Annotated in this window: 10 protein-coding genes; 6 read left to right on the top strand and 4 right to left on the bottom strand. The window is 59.9% G+C overall.

Annotated elements, in window-relative coordinates:
• The first annotated feature begins 60 nt into the window (after positions 1 to 60).
• The 3 genes from BM013_RS09370 to BM013_RS09360 all read left to right on the top strand — a co-directional run bounded on the left by BM013_RS09370 (position 61) and on the right by BM013_RS09360 (position 4,662).
• Positions 61 to 1,689, top strand: coding sequence for an IS66 family transposase (locus BM013_RS09370; protein WP_093125767.1), 1,629 nt, complete (start codon positions 61 to 63; stop codon positions 1,687 to 1,689).
• A 561-nt stretch (positions 1,690 to 2,250) separates the two neighbouring features.
• Positions 2,251 to 3,699 carry an IS1182 family transposase gene (locus tag BM013_RS09365; protein WP_093125765.1) on the top strand — a complete coding sequence of 483 codons (1,449 nt, stop codon included), beginning with the start codon at positions 2,251 to 2,253 and terminating at the stop codon, positions 3,697 to 3,699.
• A gap of 315 nt (positions 3,700 to 4,014) precedes the next feature.
• On the top strand, positions 4,015 to 4,662 hold the full coding sequence (locus BM013_RS09360) for a hypothetical protein (protein WP_093125763.1): 648 nt from the start codon (positions 4,015 to 4,017) through the stop codon (positions 4,660 to 4,662).
• 274 nt (positions 4,663 to 4,936) lie between these two features.
• Here the strand turns inward: BM013_RS09360 and BM013_RS09355 are convergent, their stop codons facing one another.
• The 3 genes from BM013_RS09355 to BM013_RS09345 are packed head-to-tail and all read right to left on the bottom strand — an operon-like array spanning position 4,937 to position 8,366.
• Positions 4,937 to 6,808 carry a hypothetical protein gene (locus tag BM013_RS09355; RefSeq protein WP_143098250.1) on the bottom strand — a complete coding sequence of 624 codons (1,872 nt, stop codon included), beginning with the start codon at positions 6,806 to 6,808 and terminating at the stop codon, positions 4,937 to 4,939.
• Positions 6,799 to 7,293 carry an ABC-three component system middle component 2 gene (locus BM013_RS09350; protein ID WP_093125758.1) on the bottom strand — a complete coding sequence of 165 codons (495 nt, stop codon included), beginning with the start codon at positions 7,291 to 7,293 and terminating at the stop codon, positions 6,799 to 6,801. The genes BM013_RS09355 and BM013_RS09350 overlap by 10 nt, the downstream gene beginning before the upstream one ends.
• Positions 7,290 to 8,366, bottom strand: a complete 1,077-nt coding sequence (locus BM013_RS09345; protein ID WP_093125755.1) for an ABC-three component system protein — start codon at positions 8,364 to 8,366, stop codon at positions 7,290 to 7,292. The genes BM013_RS09350 and BM013_RS09345 overlap by 4 nt, the downstream gene beginning before the upstream one ends.
• Positions 8,367 to 8,967: 601 nt before the next feature.
• Between BM013_RS09345 and dsr1 the strand changes: the two genes are divergently transcribed.
• Entirely contained in the window at positions 8,968 to 12,765 is a 3,798-nt protein-coding gene (gene dsr1 / locus BM013_RS09340; RefSeq protein WP_093125753.1) for an anti-phage defense-associated sirtuin Dsr1, read from the top strand.
• Positions 12,766 to 12,897: 132 nt separating this feature from the next.
• Here dsr1 and BM013_RS09335 read toward each other — a convergent pair whose 3' ends face one another.
• Entirely contained in the window at positions 12,898 to 13,296 is a 399-nt protein-coding gene (locus BM013_RS09335) for a hypothetical protein (protein ID WP_093125751.1), read from the bottom strand.
• Positions 13,297 to 13,919: 623 nt separating this feature from the next.
• Here BM013_RS09335 and BM013_RS09325 point away from each other — a divergent pair.
• Both BM013_RS09325 and BM013_RS09320 read left to right on the top strand, forming a co-directional pair.
• Positions 13,920 to 16,061: a PHP domain-containing protein gene (locus BM013_RS09325; protein WP_143098249.1), complete on the top strand. Its 2,142-nt coding sequence runs from the start codon at positions 13,920 to 13,922 to the stop codon at positions 16,059 to 16,061.
• Entirely contained in the window at positions 16,048 to 16,347 is a 300-nt protein-coding gene (locus BM013_RS09320; RefSeq protein WP_256221437.1) for a hypothetical protein, read from the top strand. Before BM013_RS09325 ends, BM013_RS09320 begins: the two co-directional genes overlap by 14 nt.
• Positions 16,348 to 16,786: the final 439 nt, after the last annotated feature.

The following is a 16,786-nucleotide window of genomic DNA, read 5'->3' as shown; positions in this document are numbered from 1 at the left end:
GGTGCGTTGACAGCGCATCTCCCAGTGGCGGCGACACGCCACCACCCGCATGATCCGCGCATGCAAGAGCTACACGACCTCAAGGACGAAGACCTGCGAGGTCTGGCGCCTGAGGCCGTCACCGCGCTGGCGCAGCAAATGCTTCAGCGCCTACGCCACCAGGACAGCGAGATCAAGTTCAAGGACGCCAAGATCGAGAAGATCACCTTCCAGCTCGCGCGGCTGAAGGCCTGGAAGGGCGGCGCGAAGACCGAGGCGATGAGCGCCGAGCAGCGTCGGCTCTTCGAGGAGACGCTGGTCGAGGACGAGGCCAGCTTGCTGGCGCTGTTGCGGCAAGCCAAGGTCGAGGCGCCAGCGTCGTCCGAAGACAGCGCAAAGACCAGGAGCGCGCCACGTCGCAAACCTCTACCCGACGAGCTGCGTCGCGTCGTTCATCACCACGAGCCCGAGAACACCAACTGCCCGAGTGCAGAGTGCGGCAAGCCGATGACGCGTGTGGGCGAGGACGTCAGCGAGCGGCTGGACATCGTGCCAGCAGAGTTCTTCGTGCACCGCCACATCTACGGCAAGTGGGCTTGCCGCTGCTGCCAGTGCCTCGTGCAGGCACCGGCGCTACCTCAGATCATCGATGGCGGCATGCCTGCCGCCGGACTCGTGGCCCACACATTGATCAGTCGCTTCGTCGACCACCTGCCGTACTACCGGCAGAAGGCAATCAACGCGCGCTCAAATGTGCACACGCCTCGCTCAACGCTGGCAAGCTGGTCCGGGCAAGCCGGCGCGGCTCTGGAGCCGCTGTACGAAGCCCACAAGCGCTTCGTGCTGGCTGCGCGCGTGTTGCATGCCGACGAGACGCCCGTAGCGATGCTCGACCCAGGCGCAGGCAAGACCAAACGCGCCTATGTCTGGGCCTATGCCCGCGGCGCCTTCGATGCGGTGCCGGGTGTGATCTACGACTTCTGCGTCGGGCGAGGCGCGCGGTTCCCCATCGCGTTTCTCGGCGCGGCGGGCAACGACCGCAAAGGCTGGCGCGGCACGTTGGTGCGCGACGAATACAAGGCCTACGACAGCGTGTTGAGCGCGGTGCCAGATCGCATGGCGGCCGGCTGCCTGGCGCACGCGCGACGCAAGTTCGACGAGCTGTTGCGCGACGGCGGGCGCAGCGCGGTCGCGACCGAGGCCTTGCAGCACATCGCGAGAATCTACAGGGCTGAGCGCCAGATGATCTTGATGACACCCGATGAACGGTTGACTGCTAGGCGCGAGAGCACGCGGCCGCTGTGGGAGCAACTGCATGCGTGGCTCGCGCTGGAGCGAGGTCACGTGCCTGACGGCAGCGCCACGGCCAAGGCGATCGATTACAGCCTCAACCACTGGCCGGCGCTCACCAACCACCTGCTTAACGGCGAGGTGAGCATCGATAACAACAGCATTGAGAATCTCGTGAGGCCATGGGCAATGGGACGCAAGGCTTGGTTGTTCGCGGGCAGCGAACTGGCGGGCCAGCGTGCCGCGATCGTCATGAGCCTGGTGCAATCGGCAAAACTCCAAGGCCATGAGCCGTGGGCGTACCTCAAGGACGTTCTCACGCGTCTGCCAATGCAACTGAACAGCCGCATCGATGACCTGCTTCCGCACAACTGGCAGCGCGGATCGGAGGCCACTCGGGGCTCACTGCAGCTGCTCTGACAATCCAATTGTCACCCCCGACCGCATCTACCTGCGGCATGCGCTGCGCCGTACCCGGTGTGAACTAACGTCGGCTTGACGAACGGACGGACCTCGCGCAACCTCAGCCGAGGGGAGCGTCTGTGGAGAGCGAGGGTCAAAATGATGATTCGTATTCGTTTGCAGCGTGCGCGCCTTGCTCTTCAAAGCGAAACACTGACCATGCTCGTCGCGTATGGCACCGTCGGCCTCTGGGTGATTTTTTGGTTTGGTGACTAGCGGCATTTCGGAGAGGTTTCCGTCGATGCAGCGGTAGGCGCGAGATTGAGTCACGGCGTCCAATGACCTTCTATGGCCGACCGCCGAAGTCTAGTTTGCGGGCCAGATGAGCGACTACTTGGTCAAGATGGGCTGGCTGGTCGCTTACTGAGAGTCCGCTTCGGAGTGGCCTGAACTTTCTGCGACGGACCCGTCCGCGACGCCTGCATGACCGGCCACAGTCGGCCGAGGCTGTGTGAAAAGACTTCCAGTCCCGCTCTTCCAAAATTAAAATCGGTGCACCCGTTCTGAGCGAGGTGCCCCATGAAGCGATTCATCCAAGGCGAGTCCCGTGAGCAAGTCACCGTGCTGCCCGAATGCCTTGACGACTATATCGGCCAGGACAACCCGGTGCGCATCGTTGATGCCTTCGTCGAGGAACTCGATCTCCTCTCGCTGGGCTTCGGTGGCGCCGACCCTGCAGCCACCGGGCGCCCTGCGTACCACCCGGGTGTGCTGCTCAAGCTCTACATCTACGGCTATCTGAACCGCATCCAGTCCAGCCGCCGCCTTGAGCGCGAAGCCCAGCGCAACGTCGAGCTCATGTGGCTGACCGGGCGCCTGGCGCCCGACTTCAAGACCATCGCCGACTTCCGCCACGACAACGGCGCGGGCATTCGCAATGTCTGCCGTCGCTTCATCGGTCTGTGCCGCGAGCTCAAACTCTTCACGCAAGCCATCGTGGCCATCGATGGCAGCAAGTTCAAGGCTGTCAACAGCCGCGACCGCAATGTCACGCCCGCCAAGGTCGATGCGCGCCAGCGCCAGATCGAGCAGAGCATCCAGCGCTACCTGGACGCGCTGGAGACGGCGGATCGCACACAGCCTGCTGAGGTGGAAGCGAAGACCGAACGCCTGCAGGACAAGATCCGAACCCTGCGCGCGCAGATGCGCCAGCTCGACGAGACCCAGGAGCAATTGAAGAAGCTGCCCGACGGGCAGATCTCCACTACCGACACCGATGCCCGCTCGATGAACTCGCAGGCCAAGGGCTCTGGCCTGGTGGGCTACAACGTGCAGACGGCGGTCGATGCCAAACACCATCTCATCGTGGCGCACGAGGTGACGAACATCGGCAACGACCGGGCGCAGCTGAGCAAGATGGCCATGGCCGCACGTGAGGCCATGGACACGAAGAAGCTGCAGGCCTTCGCCGACCGTGGCTACTTCAACGGCACCGAGCTCAAGGCCTGCGAGGACGCGGGCATCACGACCTTCGTGCCCAAGCCGATGACCTCGAACGCCAAGGCCCAGGGGCGCTTCGACAAGAGCGACTTCATCTACATCGCGAAGGACGATGAGTACCAGTGCCCTGCGGGCGAGCGGGCCATCTACCGGTTCAGCACGCTGGAGAGGAACGGGCTCAGCGCCCATGTCTACTGGACCAGTGCCTGCCCCACATGCTCGATCAAGGGCCAATGCACGACAGCCGACTACCGGCGCATCCGCCGATGGGAACATGAAGAGGTGCTCGAGCGTGTGCAGCAGCGCTTGGACAAGAAGCCCGAGGCCATGACCTTGCGACGGCGCACCGTGGAGCATGTCTTCGGGACGTTGAAGCACTGGATGGGCTCGACGCACTTCCTGACGAAGACGCTGGCGCATGTGGGCACCGAGATGAGCCTGCATGTGCTGGCTTACAACCTCAAACGAGTGATCGCCATCCTGGGCATGAGGAAAACAATGAAGGCGGTGCGGCTGGTGGGGGCGTGAGCCTCTTTACGGCGCTTCAACGGCGCGCAGAGGGCCCGCTGGGTTTCAAATCCGTTCGTGCCCGCCTACGACTACTGGATGGCCTGCGGGCCTAGCGGCGGCCCTCGCGACGCGAATGCTCGGCATACTGGAGCGCCGGAGGCGTTTCCACACAGCCTCGGCCAGAATCAGACGTTTGCCCGTACCGCGATTTCGAACATGCTGTGCTATGCCATTCCGCCCCCCGACTCCAAAGTGCTACCAGGCGGATTCCGTTACCTGGCATCATCGATGCGGTGCGCGTAGCCCGCGTGCCCCGACAACTAAAGAATACCTATGAGCTTCAAGAAATACCTGGAGGAGAAGTACCCCATCGCGTGTGACATGCAGCGACAGATTGACGAGGATCCGCTCATGGTCGATATGCTGCGCACGAACGGGGCCGACCATGAACTTGTTAAGAAGTGGATGAGAAACTATGGTCTCTTCCAAGGTATCGAGGGCGATTCTCGCAACAAGATCGCGAAGCGATTTCTCACTTTCGCGCTTCAACACCGCCGCATCACTCGCGTCAACGACGCAACTGTCGCCGACCTATATCGAGAACTGCTGACTGCGCTCTTCAAGGTGAAGTCGCGAAGTTGGATGTCGGCAACGTCCAAGCTGCTTTGGTGCCTGTACCCCCGCGACATCGTCATCTACGACGCATTCGTTCATCGCGCACTGGTGACCCTTCAATGCGTTGACCCTGACCTCGCGGGCACTGAGCGGATTGGTGCGGCGCCGATGATCAAAGCGCTCGCCGACATTGATCCCGCCGTCGCGACGTATATGCGCTACCAGGGTTTGGTCCGCAAGCTGCTGACCGTTCACACACCCGCACTCACTGAATTGCGGCGAAAGCACAAGGAACAGTATCAGTACGACATCCGGATTGTGGACAAGCTGCTCTGGATGATCGGCGATAGCAAAAGGGCGTACTGACTGCGCTGCGGTGTGACCATCCCCTGCTCCGATATAGGCGACGGCTGCGTATCTACGATGCCAGAGGCAAAGCTAGGATGCATCGACTTTGGCGGAGAAGATCGAGGCTCAAGCCAGCTTCCTTCTTGGCTCTCAAGCAAAGGTGATTTCGAAGCTGAGGTGCACTCGGAAGCAACGACCGCTTCACGGCACTTTGAAACGCCGCTTAGGGCTCTAAAACGGACATTTAAGACGGGGTAGAACTGGCCGCTTTTCAGCGTCTCCTATGGGCGCACTACGCGAAATCGTCGAGCTCGGTCCCGTCGCTCGCCGACGCTGGCGGCGGGGCGATCACCGTCCTGGGCGGATAGAAGCCTTGCCGTCCGCGGGTGTTGTCGTCGGTGAACTCGATGGCGTTTAAAGCGCGGGCTGTAGCCGGATCTACCGCTTCGTTTTCAAGAACGATGATCTGGCCGGGGCCTTTGAAGCGCGACAGCCAGCCGTAGAAGCTTGCGTTCACCGTGGCCGGTGGAATGTCTCGATCCGTGTCTGCCGAGTCTTTTTGGGCGTAGGACTTCAGCGGCGAATCCAGCGCGACCACGCCTAGGTGGGGGTGGCCTTCCTTCAGTGCGTGCTGCATCAACGCGATGGTCATGGCGGAAAGGAAAAGGCCGCGCTTGCCCGCGCCATAACTGAGACGCCGACGGCCGTCGATGACCAGGTCGCAGGCAGCCGGGTCAACGTACACCGATTTGATGGACGTGAATCCCCAGTCGTTGAGCATCTGGCGCGCAATCGCCCCGACCTCATCGCCGTGCGCCCCCACGTTGCGGACGAGGGCTGTCCTTTTTTGCTTCGTTTCCTGCTCGAGACGGGCGATCTCACCCTTCAGCCGATCGACTTCGTCGAAGGCGTCTATCAATGACGAGAACCGCGTGTGGGACTCGGCAAGCTCACGCGGGTCCGCATCGAATTCCTGCCCCGCGGCCCGCAGGGCCCACGTCTCCTTCTCTTCCAGGACCTCGAGCGACGCCGTCAGATGTTGTACATCGGCGGTGGCAGTGGCGATGCGCGCCATCTCATGGGCCAGGGATGGCTGCAGGCCGCGCCGAAGTTCGCGAATCTTCTCGGCTTCGGCGGCAATGGCATCTCGGTACCTTGTTGGCGCCTTGGATTTCAGATTGCCGGGATCCACGTGCTGCTCAACCGGCGTGCCGCAGAGCGGGCAGGGCGTCTCTTCCAAGGCCTGGAAGAAGGCGATGCCCTCGTCCGTGGCTCCGAGCCGGGCAAGGTCGCTTGAATACTTCAGGTCCAGCAACGCGAAGCGCTCGTGCATCGATGTGGCGCTGGCGAGCTGTGTCGATGCAGTAGTGAGAGCATCTCCTTCTGCGGCGATCTTCTGTCGCAATTCCTTCAGAACCGACGAGCGCGCATGGAACTGCGTGGCGAACATGTCAAGACGCTCGTTGACCTGTGCCAGGGCGGCGACGATTGATGCCCGATCTGTGTCATCAGGAATCCCGCCCTCCAGGCGCGCCATCTCCGACTCGGCGGCCGCTAACTTGCCTTTGGCTTGGTCTTTGATGGAATTGCTCTTGTAGAGCTCCACCGCGGAGTCGTCGAGGCCGCTGAGGAAGAGCGAGTAGGAAGAGACGCGCCTGTCCGAGCCATGACCTTTGCCCTTGGTCGCGTCTCTGGAAATCATCCCGGGCTGGGAGAGCAGCGCCCAATGCCTTAGGTCGTCACCGGTGATGGCGCCCTTCTCACTTCGTGTGCGAAGGACCTTCTTGCCTTCTGCGCCAGTCAGTTTGACGAGCAACTCACCGAGATCCTGCGCGACGTCTTCGAGCGGGTTCGGCGCACCGTCCGCGACCCAAATCTCGTCCAGCCGCACCAGTACGCGCGCGGCGCCGCCGGCCATTGCCTTGCGCACAAGGTACTCATGCTCATCGTGCAGGAAGGCGAGCTCCAGCGAGTCGTAGCCTTCTGACTCTGGAAACTGTTCTAGTGTCCCTGTACCCCCCAGCAGAAACCAGATGCAGTCCCAGATGTGCGACTTGCCTGTTTCGCTGGGGCCGCGGATGAGGGTGCGATGCCCTCCGAACGACACCACGGCTGGCAACAGGCCCGGACCGTGCACCGACAAGTGCTTCAGCGTTATTGCCATTGCTGCCCCCGTGCGCTGGCAACTTCAAATTCGGCACCCCACAGGTGCCCTTGTTGGGCAAATCGTTCGGTCATGTCCCGCGAGCTGAGCGTGGTGAAGGTCGCGGCCGCCCACCGACACCGGCCTTCCAGTTCGCGCAAGTAGGGTGACGTTAGCGCGCCGACCATGGTCCTGGCGCTGTCACCGGCGAAGTAGGTAATGCCGGTCTCGTCCATGGCAACGGCGACGAGGCCGCGGGTGCTCATCAGGTAGAGCCCTTGGGCGATGAGGTCGCGGCGGCTCAGGTACTCGCTCCCGCGGTAGGGCACCGGGGTGTGAAGGCTGGGGGGGCCGCCGAGATCGTCGGAATACACGATGGCGTAGTCGAGCAGGACGAGCTTCTGGAGGTCGGCGCCGGCCGGCTGCAAGGAGTTGAGCAGGTAGACCATCCGAACGCCCAGTTCAAAAGGCGAGTTGAAGGCGGCGATGGGCTTGGACTTCTTCATTTGACCCACTTGAGCCTACCCCCGTTGACGAGGTGATGGCAGGTGCCAGGCAGGTCACCCCCACGAAGCTGGGGTGACAGGCGGCTCTCCTGGACTTGCAACGTCGACGCCTTGTCGACGGTCGCGTCGACACGGTCCATCCCCGTTTTGAGACGGAGTTGGGCGACCGTGGGGCGGATGCCTACGTAAACCATATCCAGCAGCCGTTCAAACTCCTGCTCGTGTGGGTAGATGTCACGGCTGAAGCGCTGCAGGCCCTCGGCGCAGTAGAAGGTCTGCCGCTGAGCAGTGAGGTGTTCCTCGTAATCGCTGCCGGGCACGTCGACCCAGGTCACGGGCGAAGCCTTGTGCTCGGTGTAAACGCGAAGAAGCTCGTCGAGATATACGTCTTCGTGTCCGGCGGGCTGGACAGGCATCGGACCATCGTCGCCGCGTTCGGGCACGATGCCGAAAAGGTCATGGTGGGCAACCCTGTCCAGCGCGTGCCAGGCCAGCAGGTTGTGCACAGGGCACTCCATGAAGCGGGCGAAATCGAAATCGTCGATGGCAGCCTGAACGACTTGCGTCAGCTCGGCCGCCCTGCCTTTCATGCCGGTATGCTCGTTCTTCCAAGCATCGAGGAACTTTGCCTTGAAGGCTGCGGCGCCCGACGCCATCGTGTTGTGGAGTTCGTTGCCGACCGCCCTCGGGCAGCAGAAATAGTAGTAAGTCGGGCGGGGGTAGGTCTTCAAGGCCAACTGCTTGAAGAACTTCGCCATCTCCGGAAAGGCGTCGCTCTGCGTCAGCCCCTGCGCGTAGTGCTTGGCCTGGTACAGGTCCCAGCCGTCACGCACCAACGCCTGGCCATACCGCGCCTCAATGTCGCGGCCACCGTCCCCGGCCCCGCCCAGGCGCTTGACGACCGCATAGTGGCTGCCGCCGGAAAGATTGCGCTGGCGCGCGGCGGCTAGGATGAACTCTTCCCATTGGTCGGGATTCAGCAGAAGGATTTGCGACGACGGCTGGATGACGCCGCCCTTGGCGATGTGCTGGGTCTTCCGCAGTTTGCGGGTTGTACCTGGTTTTGGTGGCATGGATTTGGACTTGTCCCTGCGCGGGATTCTCAGTGATCGCGCAGCAACGGAGGTAGAGGGGTAGCCCGGAGTCCAATCACCGTTCCGGTCGACTAGGTAGATCGTCGCGCCTACGGCATCTCCACCAGCTCAATTCACGTCATTGGTGACTCTGGACGCGGCGTTTCCTGAGGTAGGTATAGCTCAAACCTGATGAAATCGCCTTCCCAGAAAGTATCTACCATCAGGTTCGCTCGATGGTGAACGGGCAGCTCTGGAAATGAGACGGGCGCTTTCTGTGTGGCAACTCGCGCTGCTTCCTCAAGCACGGCTAACGGGAGCCTTTTTCGTTGCATCGACCAGTTGAATCCGCCCCGCAAAGCAGACGTCGCTACCTGACGATCACGTTGCCTGTCAACGTTCGCACAGAGAATCGGAAACTATCGGCGCCCTGTATTCTGCAATCGAGCCCAGTCCGATTTGCGCCCGCCGATCACCGAGACGAGCCTCGTCAAGAACCGCATCGAGTACGAATCTGCCGTCCGGATCGAGGGTACCCTAGTCGCGGTAGCAACGCGCGACGTCTTGCCAAGCCAATCGATAGCTTCCAGAACCAAGAAACATGCAGTTCATCACCAATGGCCCGGATGTCCCCGACTCGCTCCTCGAGGCGCATGAGGAAGGCCGTGTTGTCTTCTTCTGCGGCGCCGGTATTTCGTACCCGGCAAAGCTGCCTGGCTTCGCGGATCTCGTGATCAAAATCCGTGACGAGCTCGGTGCCGATTTCAGTGCAGCGGAATCAGCACTGTTTAAGTCGTGGCAGTACGACCGAACGCTCGACTCCATGGAGTGGCGGCTGACGTCGGGCCGCATTGGCGTGCGCAAAGCGCTGGCCAAGGTTCTCACGACCGACCTCTCTCGCCCCGAAGCCACGCAAACGCACGCCGCGCTTCTGCAACTGGCCAAGAGCGCGAAAGGGCAACGCCGCCTGGTCACCACGAACTTCGACCGAATCTTCGAGCACGTTGTCAGCCGAGATCAACTCGGCGTGGAATCGTACGCGGCGCCGATGCTGCCAGTGCCCAAGCCCAGCCGATGGGATGGCATCGTGTATCTCCACGGCCTGCTGCCCGAAAGCCCTAGCGAATCTGCCTTGCAGCGACTGATCGTCACGAGCGGCGACTTCGGTCTGGCCTACCTGACAGAGAGATGGGCTGCCCGCTTCGTAGGCGAATTGTTTCGAAACTTCGTCGTGTGCTTCGTCGGATACAGCCTCAACGACCCTATCCTGCGGTACATGATGGATGCCTTGGCCGCCGATCGGCGGCTAGGTGAAGCGACCCCTCAGGCCTATGCCTTCGGTGATTACAAGGCGGGACAGCAAGCAAGAGCACGTGAGAACTGGAGCGCAAAGGGGGTCGAGCCGGTCTTGTACGAATCGAAGAACGGCGATGACGGTCACGCAGCGCTTCATCAGACGCTCATCGCGTGGGCAGATATGCATCGCGACGGCGCGCTCGGCAAGGAAGCGCTCGTCAGTAAGTACGCCAGCTACCCACCGCAGCAGAGCACCAAAGAAGACGACTATGTTGGGCGTGTTGTCTGGGCGATCTGCCACCCCTCCGGGATGCCAGCCCGACGCTTTGCCGAACTGACCCCTCCACCCCCTCTTTCGTGGTTGGAGCCGCTCTCCGGCGCGCGGTTCGGAGTCAACGATGTGTCCCGCTTCGACCTGCCTGCGACTGCCGTAAACGCCGACTCGCCAACGTTCAGCGTACTGTCCCGGCCAACGCCGGCCAGGGTGGCGCCCCCGATGCGCCTAGCCCACCGGGGTGATACGAGCGCGAACGGTAACTTAGACCAAGTGATGTTCCAGCTGTCACGCTGGCTTCTGCGGCACCTCGACAGCCCGGACTTGGTCATTTGGATAGCTGAGAGAGGCGGTCGCTTGCACGCTGTCTGGCAAACCAGCATCGAGCAACACTTACGTCGACTGGAGGTGCTCAAGAAGACCCAGCCAGAGGCCTACAAGGCAGAGCTCGAGGCGTCACCGTCCGCCGTGCCCGGACCGCTTTTGCGCCCCTTCTGGGATCTGCTTCTCACCGATCGTGTGCAAGCCGAGGGCGCCGCCTACAACTTCTATGGGTGGCTGCAGCTATTCGAGTCCCAAGGGATGTCGTGGATTGTGAGGCATCAACTTCAAAAGTATCTTGCTCCGAAGCTGACTCTGCATAAGCCGTATTGGGGTTCAGCAAGCCTCACGGGCGCCCAGAGGCGATCTGAAATTGTTGGCTGGGAGCTGACGCTCACGGCAGAGTATGTTTCGCTGGTTTTGAAGGAGCTCAGGGAAAAGCCCGAGTGGCGAGCTGCGCTTCCGTCACTGTTGCCCAATTTCACGAGCCTGCTCATGGATGCGGTGAGCCTGACCGAACTGCTCAAGGACGACAACGGATATGACTCACCTACGCACTATTTTCGGCCTTCCATTGCAGAGCATCAGCAAAACACGAATCACAACGAATGGACAGTTCTGATCGATTTGCTCCACGACGCGTGGCTTGAGACCGTCAAGGTAGATCCTGAACAGGCGGGCGCCGTAGCACGTAGCTGGTGGGCGACCCCCTACCGGCTGTTCAAGCGATTAGCGCTGTTCGCAGCAAGTTACCCCTCGGCGGTCAGGCCAGCGGTAGTCTTTGGCTGGATCCAAAGTGATGACAGCGGATGGCTCTGGAGCGAAGAAGCGCGACGCGAGGTGATGCCATGGCTGCGCTCGGGGGCACCGCACCTCGATGCGGAAGCCGCTGTAGCCCTGCAACTCCTAATTCTCGCGGGACCGCCTGCTACCTTGACGACTGGGTGGAGCAATCCGGAAGCCCTCAGCGAGCACTACGATGAAATCGAATTCTTGGCCTTGATGAATCTCGTCGTTGGCGGGATGCCCCTGGCATCAGCAGCGCAACAACGGTATGACGATCTCGCCACCAGACACCCGGACTTGAAGCTCACAGAGAACCACCGGGAGGAATTCACCTCGTGGATGTCTGCGGGCAATAGCGCCATGTCGGAGGACATGCGGCATTCCCCGCTTCCTCGAGATCTCGCGGATCTCGTCGAGGCACTGCGAGGCGGCACTCCTGACGGATTCTGGCAGTCCGATGACTGGCGTGAGCTTTGCGTCCAAGACATCGATCTGGCTAGCCGGGCGTTGATCGCGCTGGCAAGGGACGGCGTATGGCCTTCGTCTCGCTGGCAGACGGCGCTTTCCGCTTGGGCCTTTCCAGAGGCGCAGCCCTTGACGTGGGACTTGCTGAGTTCAACGCTTCTTGGCATGCCGGACGAAGACCTCGTGGAGACACGACATACCGTGAGCGACTGGCTGCGCGCGATGGTGGCGGGTCTGACAACCAACGAGTCGATTTTTTTTGAACTCTGCGCCAGAGTGATCGCGGTGTGCCCCGAAGATGAGCCAAAGAGCGAAAGTCATCCAGTCGATGATGCAATCAATCATCCCATTGGAAAGGTTACCGACGCAATTCTCCGTCTGTGGTACACCGCAAAACCGAAGGACGACCAGACACTGCCGCTTAAGGTGGCCGAGTTCCTTGCGGATATTTCAGGTGGTGAGGCAGCGAACCTCGTCCATGGCCGGGTTCTTATCGCGTCGAACATCGTTTCGCTGTACCGTGCCGACCGCGACTGGGTAAAGAAGCATTTCCTCCACTTCTTTGACTGGCACAAAAGTGCAACGCAAGCACAAGCGGTTTGGGAAGGCTTTCTGTGGTCGCCTCGACTCCATCGCGCACTGCTCGAGGCAATCAAGGTCAGCTTCCTCGAAACGGCTGGCCGGTACAAAGCGCTCGGCAGCCATAGCAACCAGTTCGTCGATCTCCTGCTGTCCGCAGCACTCGAGGCGGAGGATCTTTTCACGCGGGACGAACTAGTGCGAGCGCTCGCAGCGCTGCCGCAAGCGGGACTGGACCACGCGGCAACCCTCTTGGCGCGAAGTGTCAGGAACGCGGGCGATCCTGCGGCCTACTGGCGCAACCGGGTGCAGCCGTTCATCCGCGCAGCATGGCCCAAGGACGCCAGCCGGCACTCACAAGGGATCAGCACGGCCTTCGCTAAGCTATGCATCTGGGCAGAGGGACAAATCGCAGACGCCTTCAGCGAGCTTGGGGCCTGGCTGACGCCAGTGCAACACCCCGGCAGCATCTATCACCAGGCATCGGAAGGCGCCCTCGGTGTCCATCATCCCCGCGAGATCCTTGCACTGCTGAACGTAGTGACGAAAAATGATGCAACATGGGTTGCGGACGAGTTGAAGACTTGTCTAGACCAGATTCGCAAAGGGGAGGAGAGGTTGACGGCGACTGTAGAGTTCAAGCGCCTGGAAGAGCTCGTGCGACGGTGCGGCCACTAAGCGTGCCCAAAAGCTAGCCGTGTAGCCGCAGGCAAGCAGCAGACAAAGCAGTTGCATTTGCTCCAACGCGGCCGAAAGCGGACGATGGTCAGGGGCGGCTTATGGCCGTACTCCGACTTCCCTACGACTCGCTCATGTGCGGCCATCGTACTGTGCTTTTCGCCAATCCAGGTAGTCCGGGCCGTAGTACTCACCCTTATCAAGATGGACGCAGAAATAGGCGCCATCCGCAACCTCTTTCGCTCCCTGGTGAGTGACAAGCTCTGCCACTTCTCGAAGCGTTCGCGTTGATGCTAACCAGTCCATGAACCCCTTCGCAACAGCGCACGCATCTGCTTCGTCCATTCCGAAGCGCTCAGACAGGTGGCGCGCCGATGAACGCAAGCAGGTCTCAATGACCACTTCGGGCGGTGGTTCATCGAAGAACTCGTTCGCCCATTGCTGAACGATGGCATCACACAGTCGGTCAGCAAGCATCGACGGCGCATGATGCGCAATGATCAGGTCACCCGATTGCTCGAGCTGCTGCAACTCGGACAGCGGTCATGGCATGTTGTGCTAGCGCCAGTGCAATCGTGATCAGCCTTTGCGGTTTAGCTGGTCAAGATTGCATCGGCACTACCAGCATGTTGCGATGATTCGAATTCGCAATTGATGGCAGCAATGGCGAGCATTCGCATCTTCCGCGTTGTTTACAGGCTGGGTGTGGAACTAGAGCGCGATGCGGAAGATGTCGAGCAGTGGCGGCGCGGGCGTGAGGTGCTCATCCCATGAACGCGGGATTGCAGCTTGGGCCGCTTTGGATAACCCTGCCCTAAGGCGTCAATTTCTGTGCGACCAATGCACGGCCTTGCCACATGTTGGGAAATTTTCACAGGAGGGGACGCCATGAAGAGAGCATTTCTGCTTGCGGTCTGGTCCATTGCCATGTTCGCTGCGCCGTTGGCTGTTGCCAAAGGTAGTGGGGGCGGCCGCGTTGCGTATGGAGGAGGGCATCACACTGTCAGTCACGGCGGTACTTATTCGGGTGGGCAAGGTAGTTCGCATCGCGGCGGCACTTACCGGAACAACAAAACCCGTGACCAGTATGGGAGCCACAAGTAATCACAGCACTCCAACACACCGCCTGAGACTCGTATGGGGAGATGCAATCTGTGAAAATCGATATCCACACGCACACTAGGAAATGCAAATCTGGTGATGCGCAGACGCGAGAGATTTCGCCGGAGGACTTTTGTGACGCGATCCTATCGACAGAAGTCCGGGTTGTTGCGATCACAAATCACAACGTTTTTGATCTCTCTCAGTTCCAGGCTATCCAGGCACGCATCGGAACGGACGCGCAGGTATGGCCTGGCGTGGAACTTGATGTTTACGACGATCGTGGCAAAGGTCACCTGCTGGTTATTGTCTCGCCCAAGCTAGCGGCACAGTTCTTCGCCGCGGTAGTTGATCTAACAAAGGGCTACACGCCGGACTCGTTCAAGGTGACGATTCCGGACGTTCTCGCGACGTTCGATGCGATGGAGCCGCTCTATGTTGCCCACTACAAGCAGAAGCGGCCGAGCGTATCGGACGAAATGCTGGCAGCGCTTGAATCGGGAGCGCAGAACAAGTGGAGCATCCTGAAGGAGGTAAGCAATGCCATCTCCGCGGGCATCCACATCTCGCATGGCCGGTCTTCGATCTACGGCTCCGACATCCATGATTGGGGGAAGTATGTCGAGGGTGCTCACGAGTTGCCCGATCTACGTCTGCCTATCGATGGCTTCGAGCACTTCTGCCTGCTCCTGCAAAAGGACCCCACGACCATTAACACGGTAATGGATCGCAAGACGTCTGAAGAACTCACATTGGCGCCCTTCGAAGACGGGAAGAAGCTAACCATCAGGGTGTTCAACGATATCAACATCATCTTTGGGCCGAAGGGGACTGGGAAGTCTTGCATCCTCCACGCTATTGCGAAGCACTACATGAAGAACGGAATCGATGCCAAGGTCTACGAGTCCGCCAGCGGCCGTCTCAACGATATCTTTGACATCAAGGGCAAGGGATTGAGCATCAATCTCAACAACCATGGCATTAGCTATTGCCAGGACGATATTCAGGTGGTGCTTACCGCAATCGAAGTGGACGTCACAAGCGTGACCAAGTTCAAGGCGTTCTTTGAGTCCACGGTCTCGAACAAGAATGCGAAGCTGATCCTGCTCAAAGACATCGACACGCAGGAGGAAGGTGACGCCGAGCGAAATTTCTCCAAGTACCACGAGACTGCCTCAAAGATCGATGCATTTTTTGCTTTTATGGAAGAAGATCCTCTCGTGAAGAAGGAGCTAGCGGACGACGAGTTCACAGAGCTGCGGCGTATCCTCGGGCTGCTGCTCGATCGCCTCATTGGGAAGGAGTGGTCCGGGTTTGTAGACTGGAAGGAACTCTCATTGCTCAATTCGGCGATCAAGACCTTCCGGATTGAAGTAGAGCGCAAAACAGGCTCGCCCGCGAAGCCCACCACGACGGGCTTTCGTGACTATGCAATGAACCGCCTGAAGATCGCCGCCAGTATCCGCGCGATCGATAAGAGCCTGAATTCTGTGATCGAGAATGAAGAGGAGATCGTCGGCGACCTCGGCTCAGGCAAGGGCGAGTTGAAGTTCGTGACCCAGTTCCTCTTTCAGGATGGCAGCGTCACGGACGGAGAGACGCTGAGCCTGACGAGCGTAAAGAAGGGTGTCCAGAAGAAGTTTGTCAATGCTCTCCATGCGGTGGGCAAGCATGTGTTCCAGGACAACCTGTTCCACTATGTCTCTGAGCTCAATGCCACCGAGGGCGTCGATGAGATCAAAACGGTCCATGAATTGCTTCTGTTCAAGAGGTACTTCACGCTCGACGGCCTGCCCTATGCGCCTTCAAGTGGCGAGGCGTCGATGGTGATGCTGCAAAAGGAGCTGGGGATCGACAAGGAGGTCTACATTCTTGATGAGCCCGAGAAGAGCCTTGGCAACGAATACATCAACGATGTAATCGTTCCGCTCATCAAAGAGCGAGCGAAGTCAGGTCGTAAAGTGTTCATCTCAACGCACGATGCCAACATTGCCGTGCGAACGTTGCCGTACTGCTCGATCTACCGCACTCATGGGCCGGAGGGATATAGCACGTTCGTTGGCAATCCCTTCACGAACAACCTGGTGAACGTGGAGAAGCCTGAGGAGCGTGACTGGAAGATGGTCAGCATGCGCACACTCGAAGGCGGCAAGGATGCATTTGGAGAGAGAGGGAAAATCTATGGTCACACTTGATGCAGCAGTGGAGTGCGTTGAGGAGAAGTACTTCCTCAAGATCAACATAGAGCAAGGCCCTGTCACGATCCCGCTGTCCGACGACAATCCGAATGCGGTCAAGAGTGCTTTCAACAAGCTCATACAGCGAATCGGGATCGGGGAGTTCATCGTCAAGCTGGATAAAGTTGGTGAAGACCTGTTCTCTATGGTTGCCAACGAATATCTCGTCCAACTGAATCGTGAGATTCAAGAGGTGCGTAGTCAGATGCAGGAATATGGCTTGATCAAGGTGGAGCAAGCGTAGTGACTTCTGACTGTTGATTTCCGCGCAGACATGATCCACGTTTCTGCTGGCGCCTGACCCTGCCCATACTTCGGAGCGCACGACTGCAGCCCGCTGCATCGATACGCAGATGCGGGTCAATCAAGGCGGCTGCACCGGAGGCGCTCGAGGTTCCCAAGTTGCCGGCGCCAGCCTTTATCGCGCTCGATGTGCAGCCCGAAGCCAAGAGGCCGATTCGCGACGTTCGTATCGAGCTTCAGAGAGGTAGCGCCACTGCGGTGGTGTACTGGCCAGTGGAGTCAGCCTCGTCGTGCGCAGGCTGAGAACGCTGCGTACAAGATCGCCATGGCTGTTCATCGTGGCCAAGCCTAGGCTGGAGCGGCAGAATCCAGTCAAGATCGGTCACCCGCATCCGCGGCAAAATTCGAACGAGCTGGGTCGCAGCGATTCGCAGAAACTG

Source organism: Variovorax sp. OK605 (genome assembly GCF_900115445.1).
GTDB lineage: Bacteria > Pseudomonadota > Gammaproteobacteria > Burkholderiales > Burkholderiaceae_C > Variovorax.
Note: the sequence above shows the minus strand (reverse complement) of the source record. Positions and strands in the feature narration are given on the sequence as shown.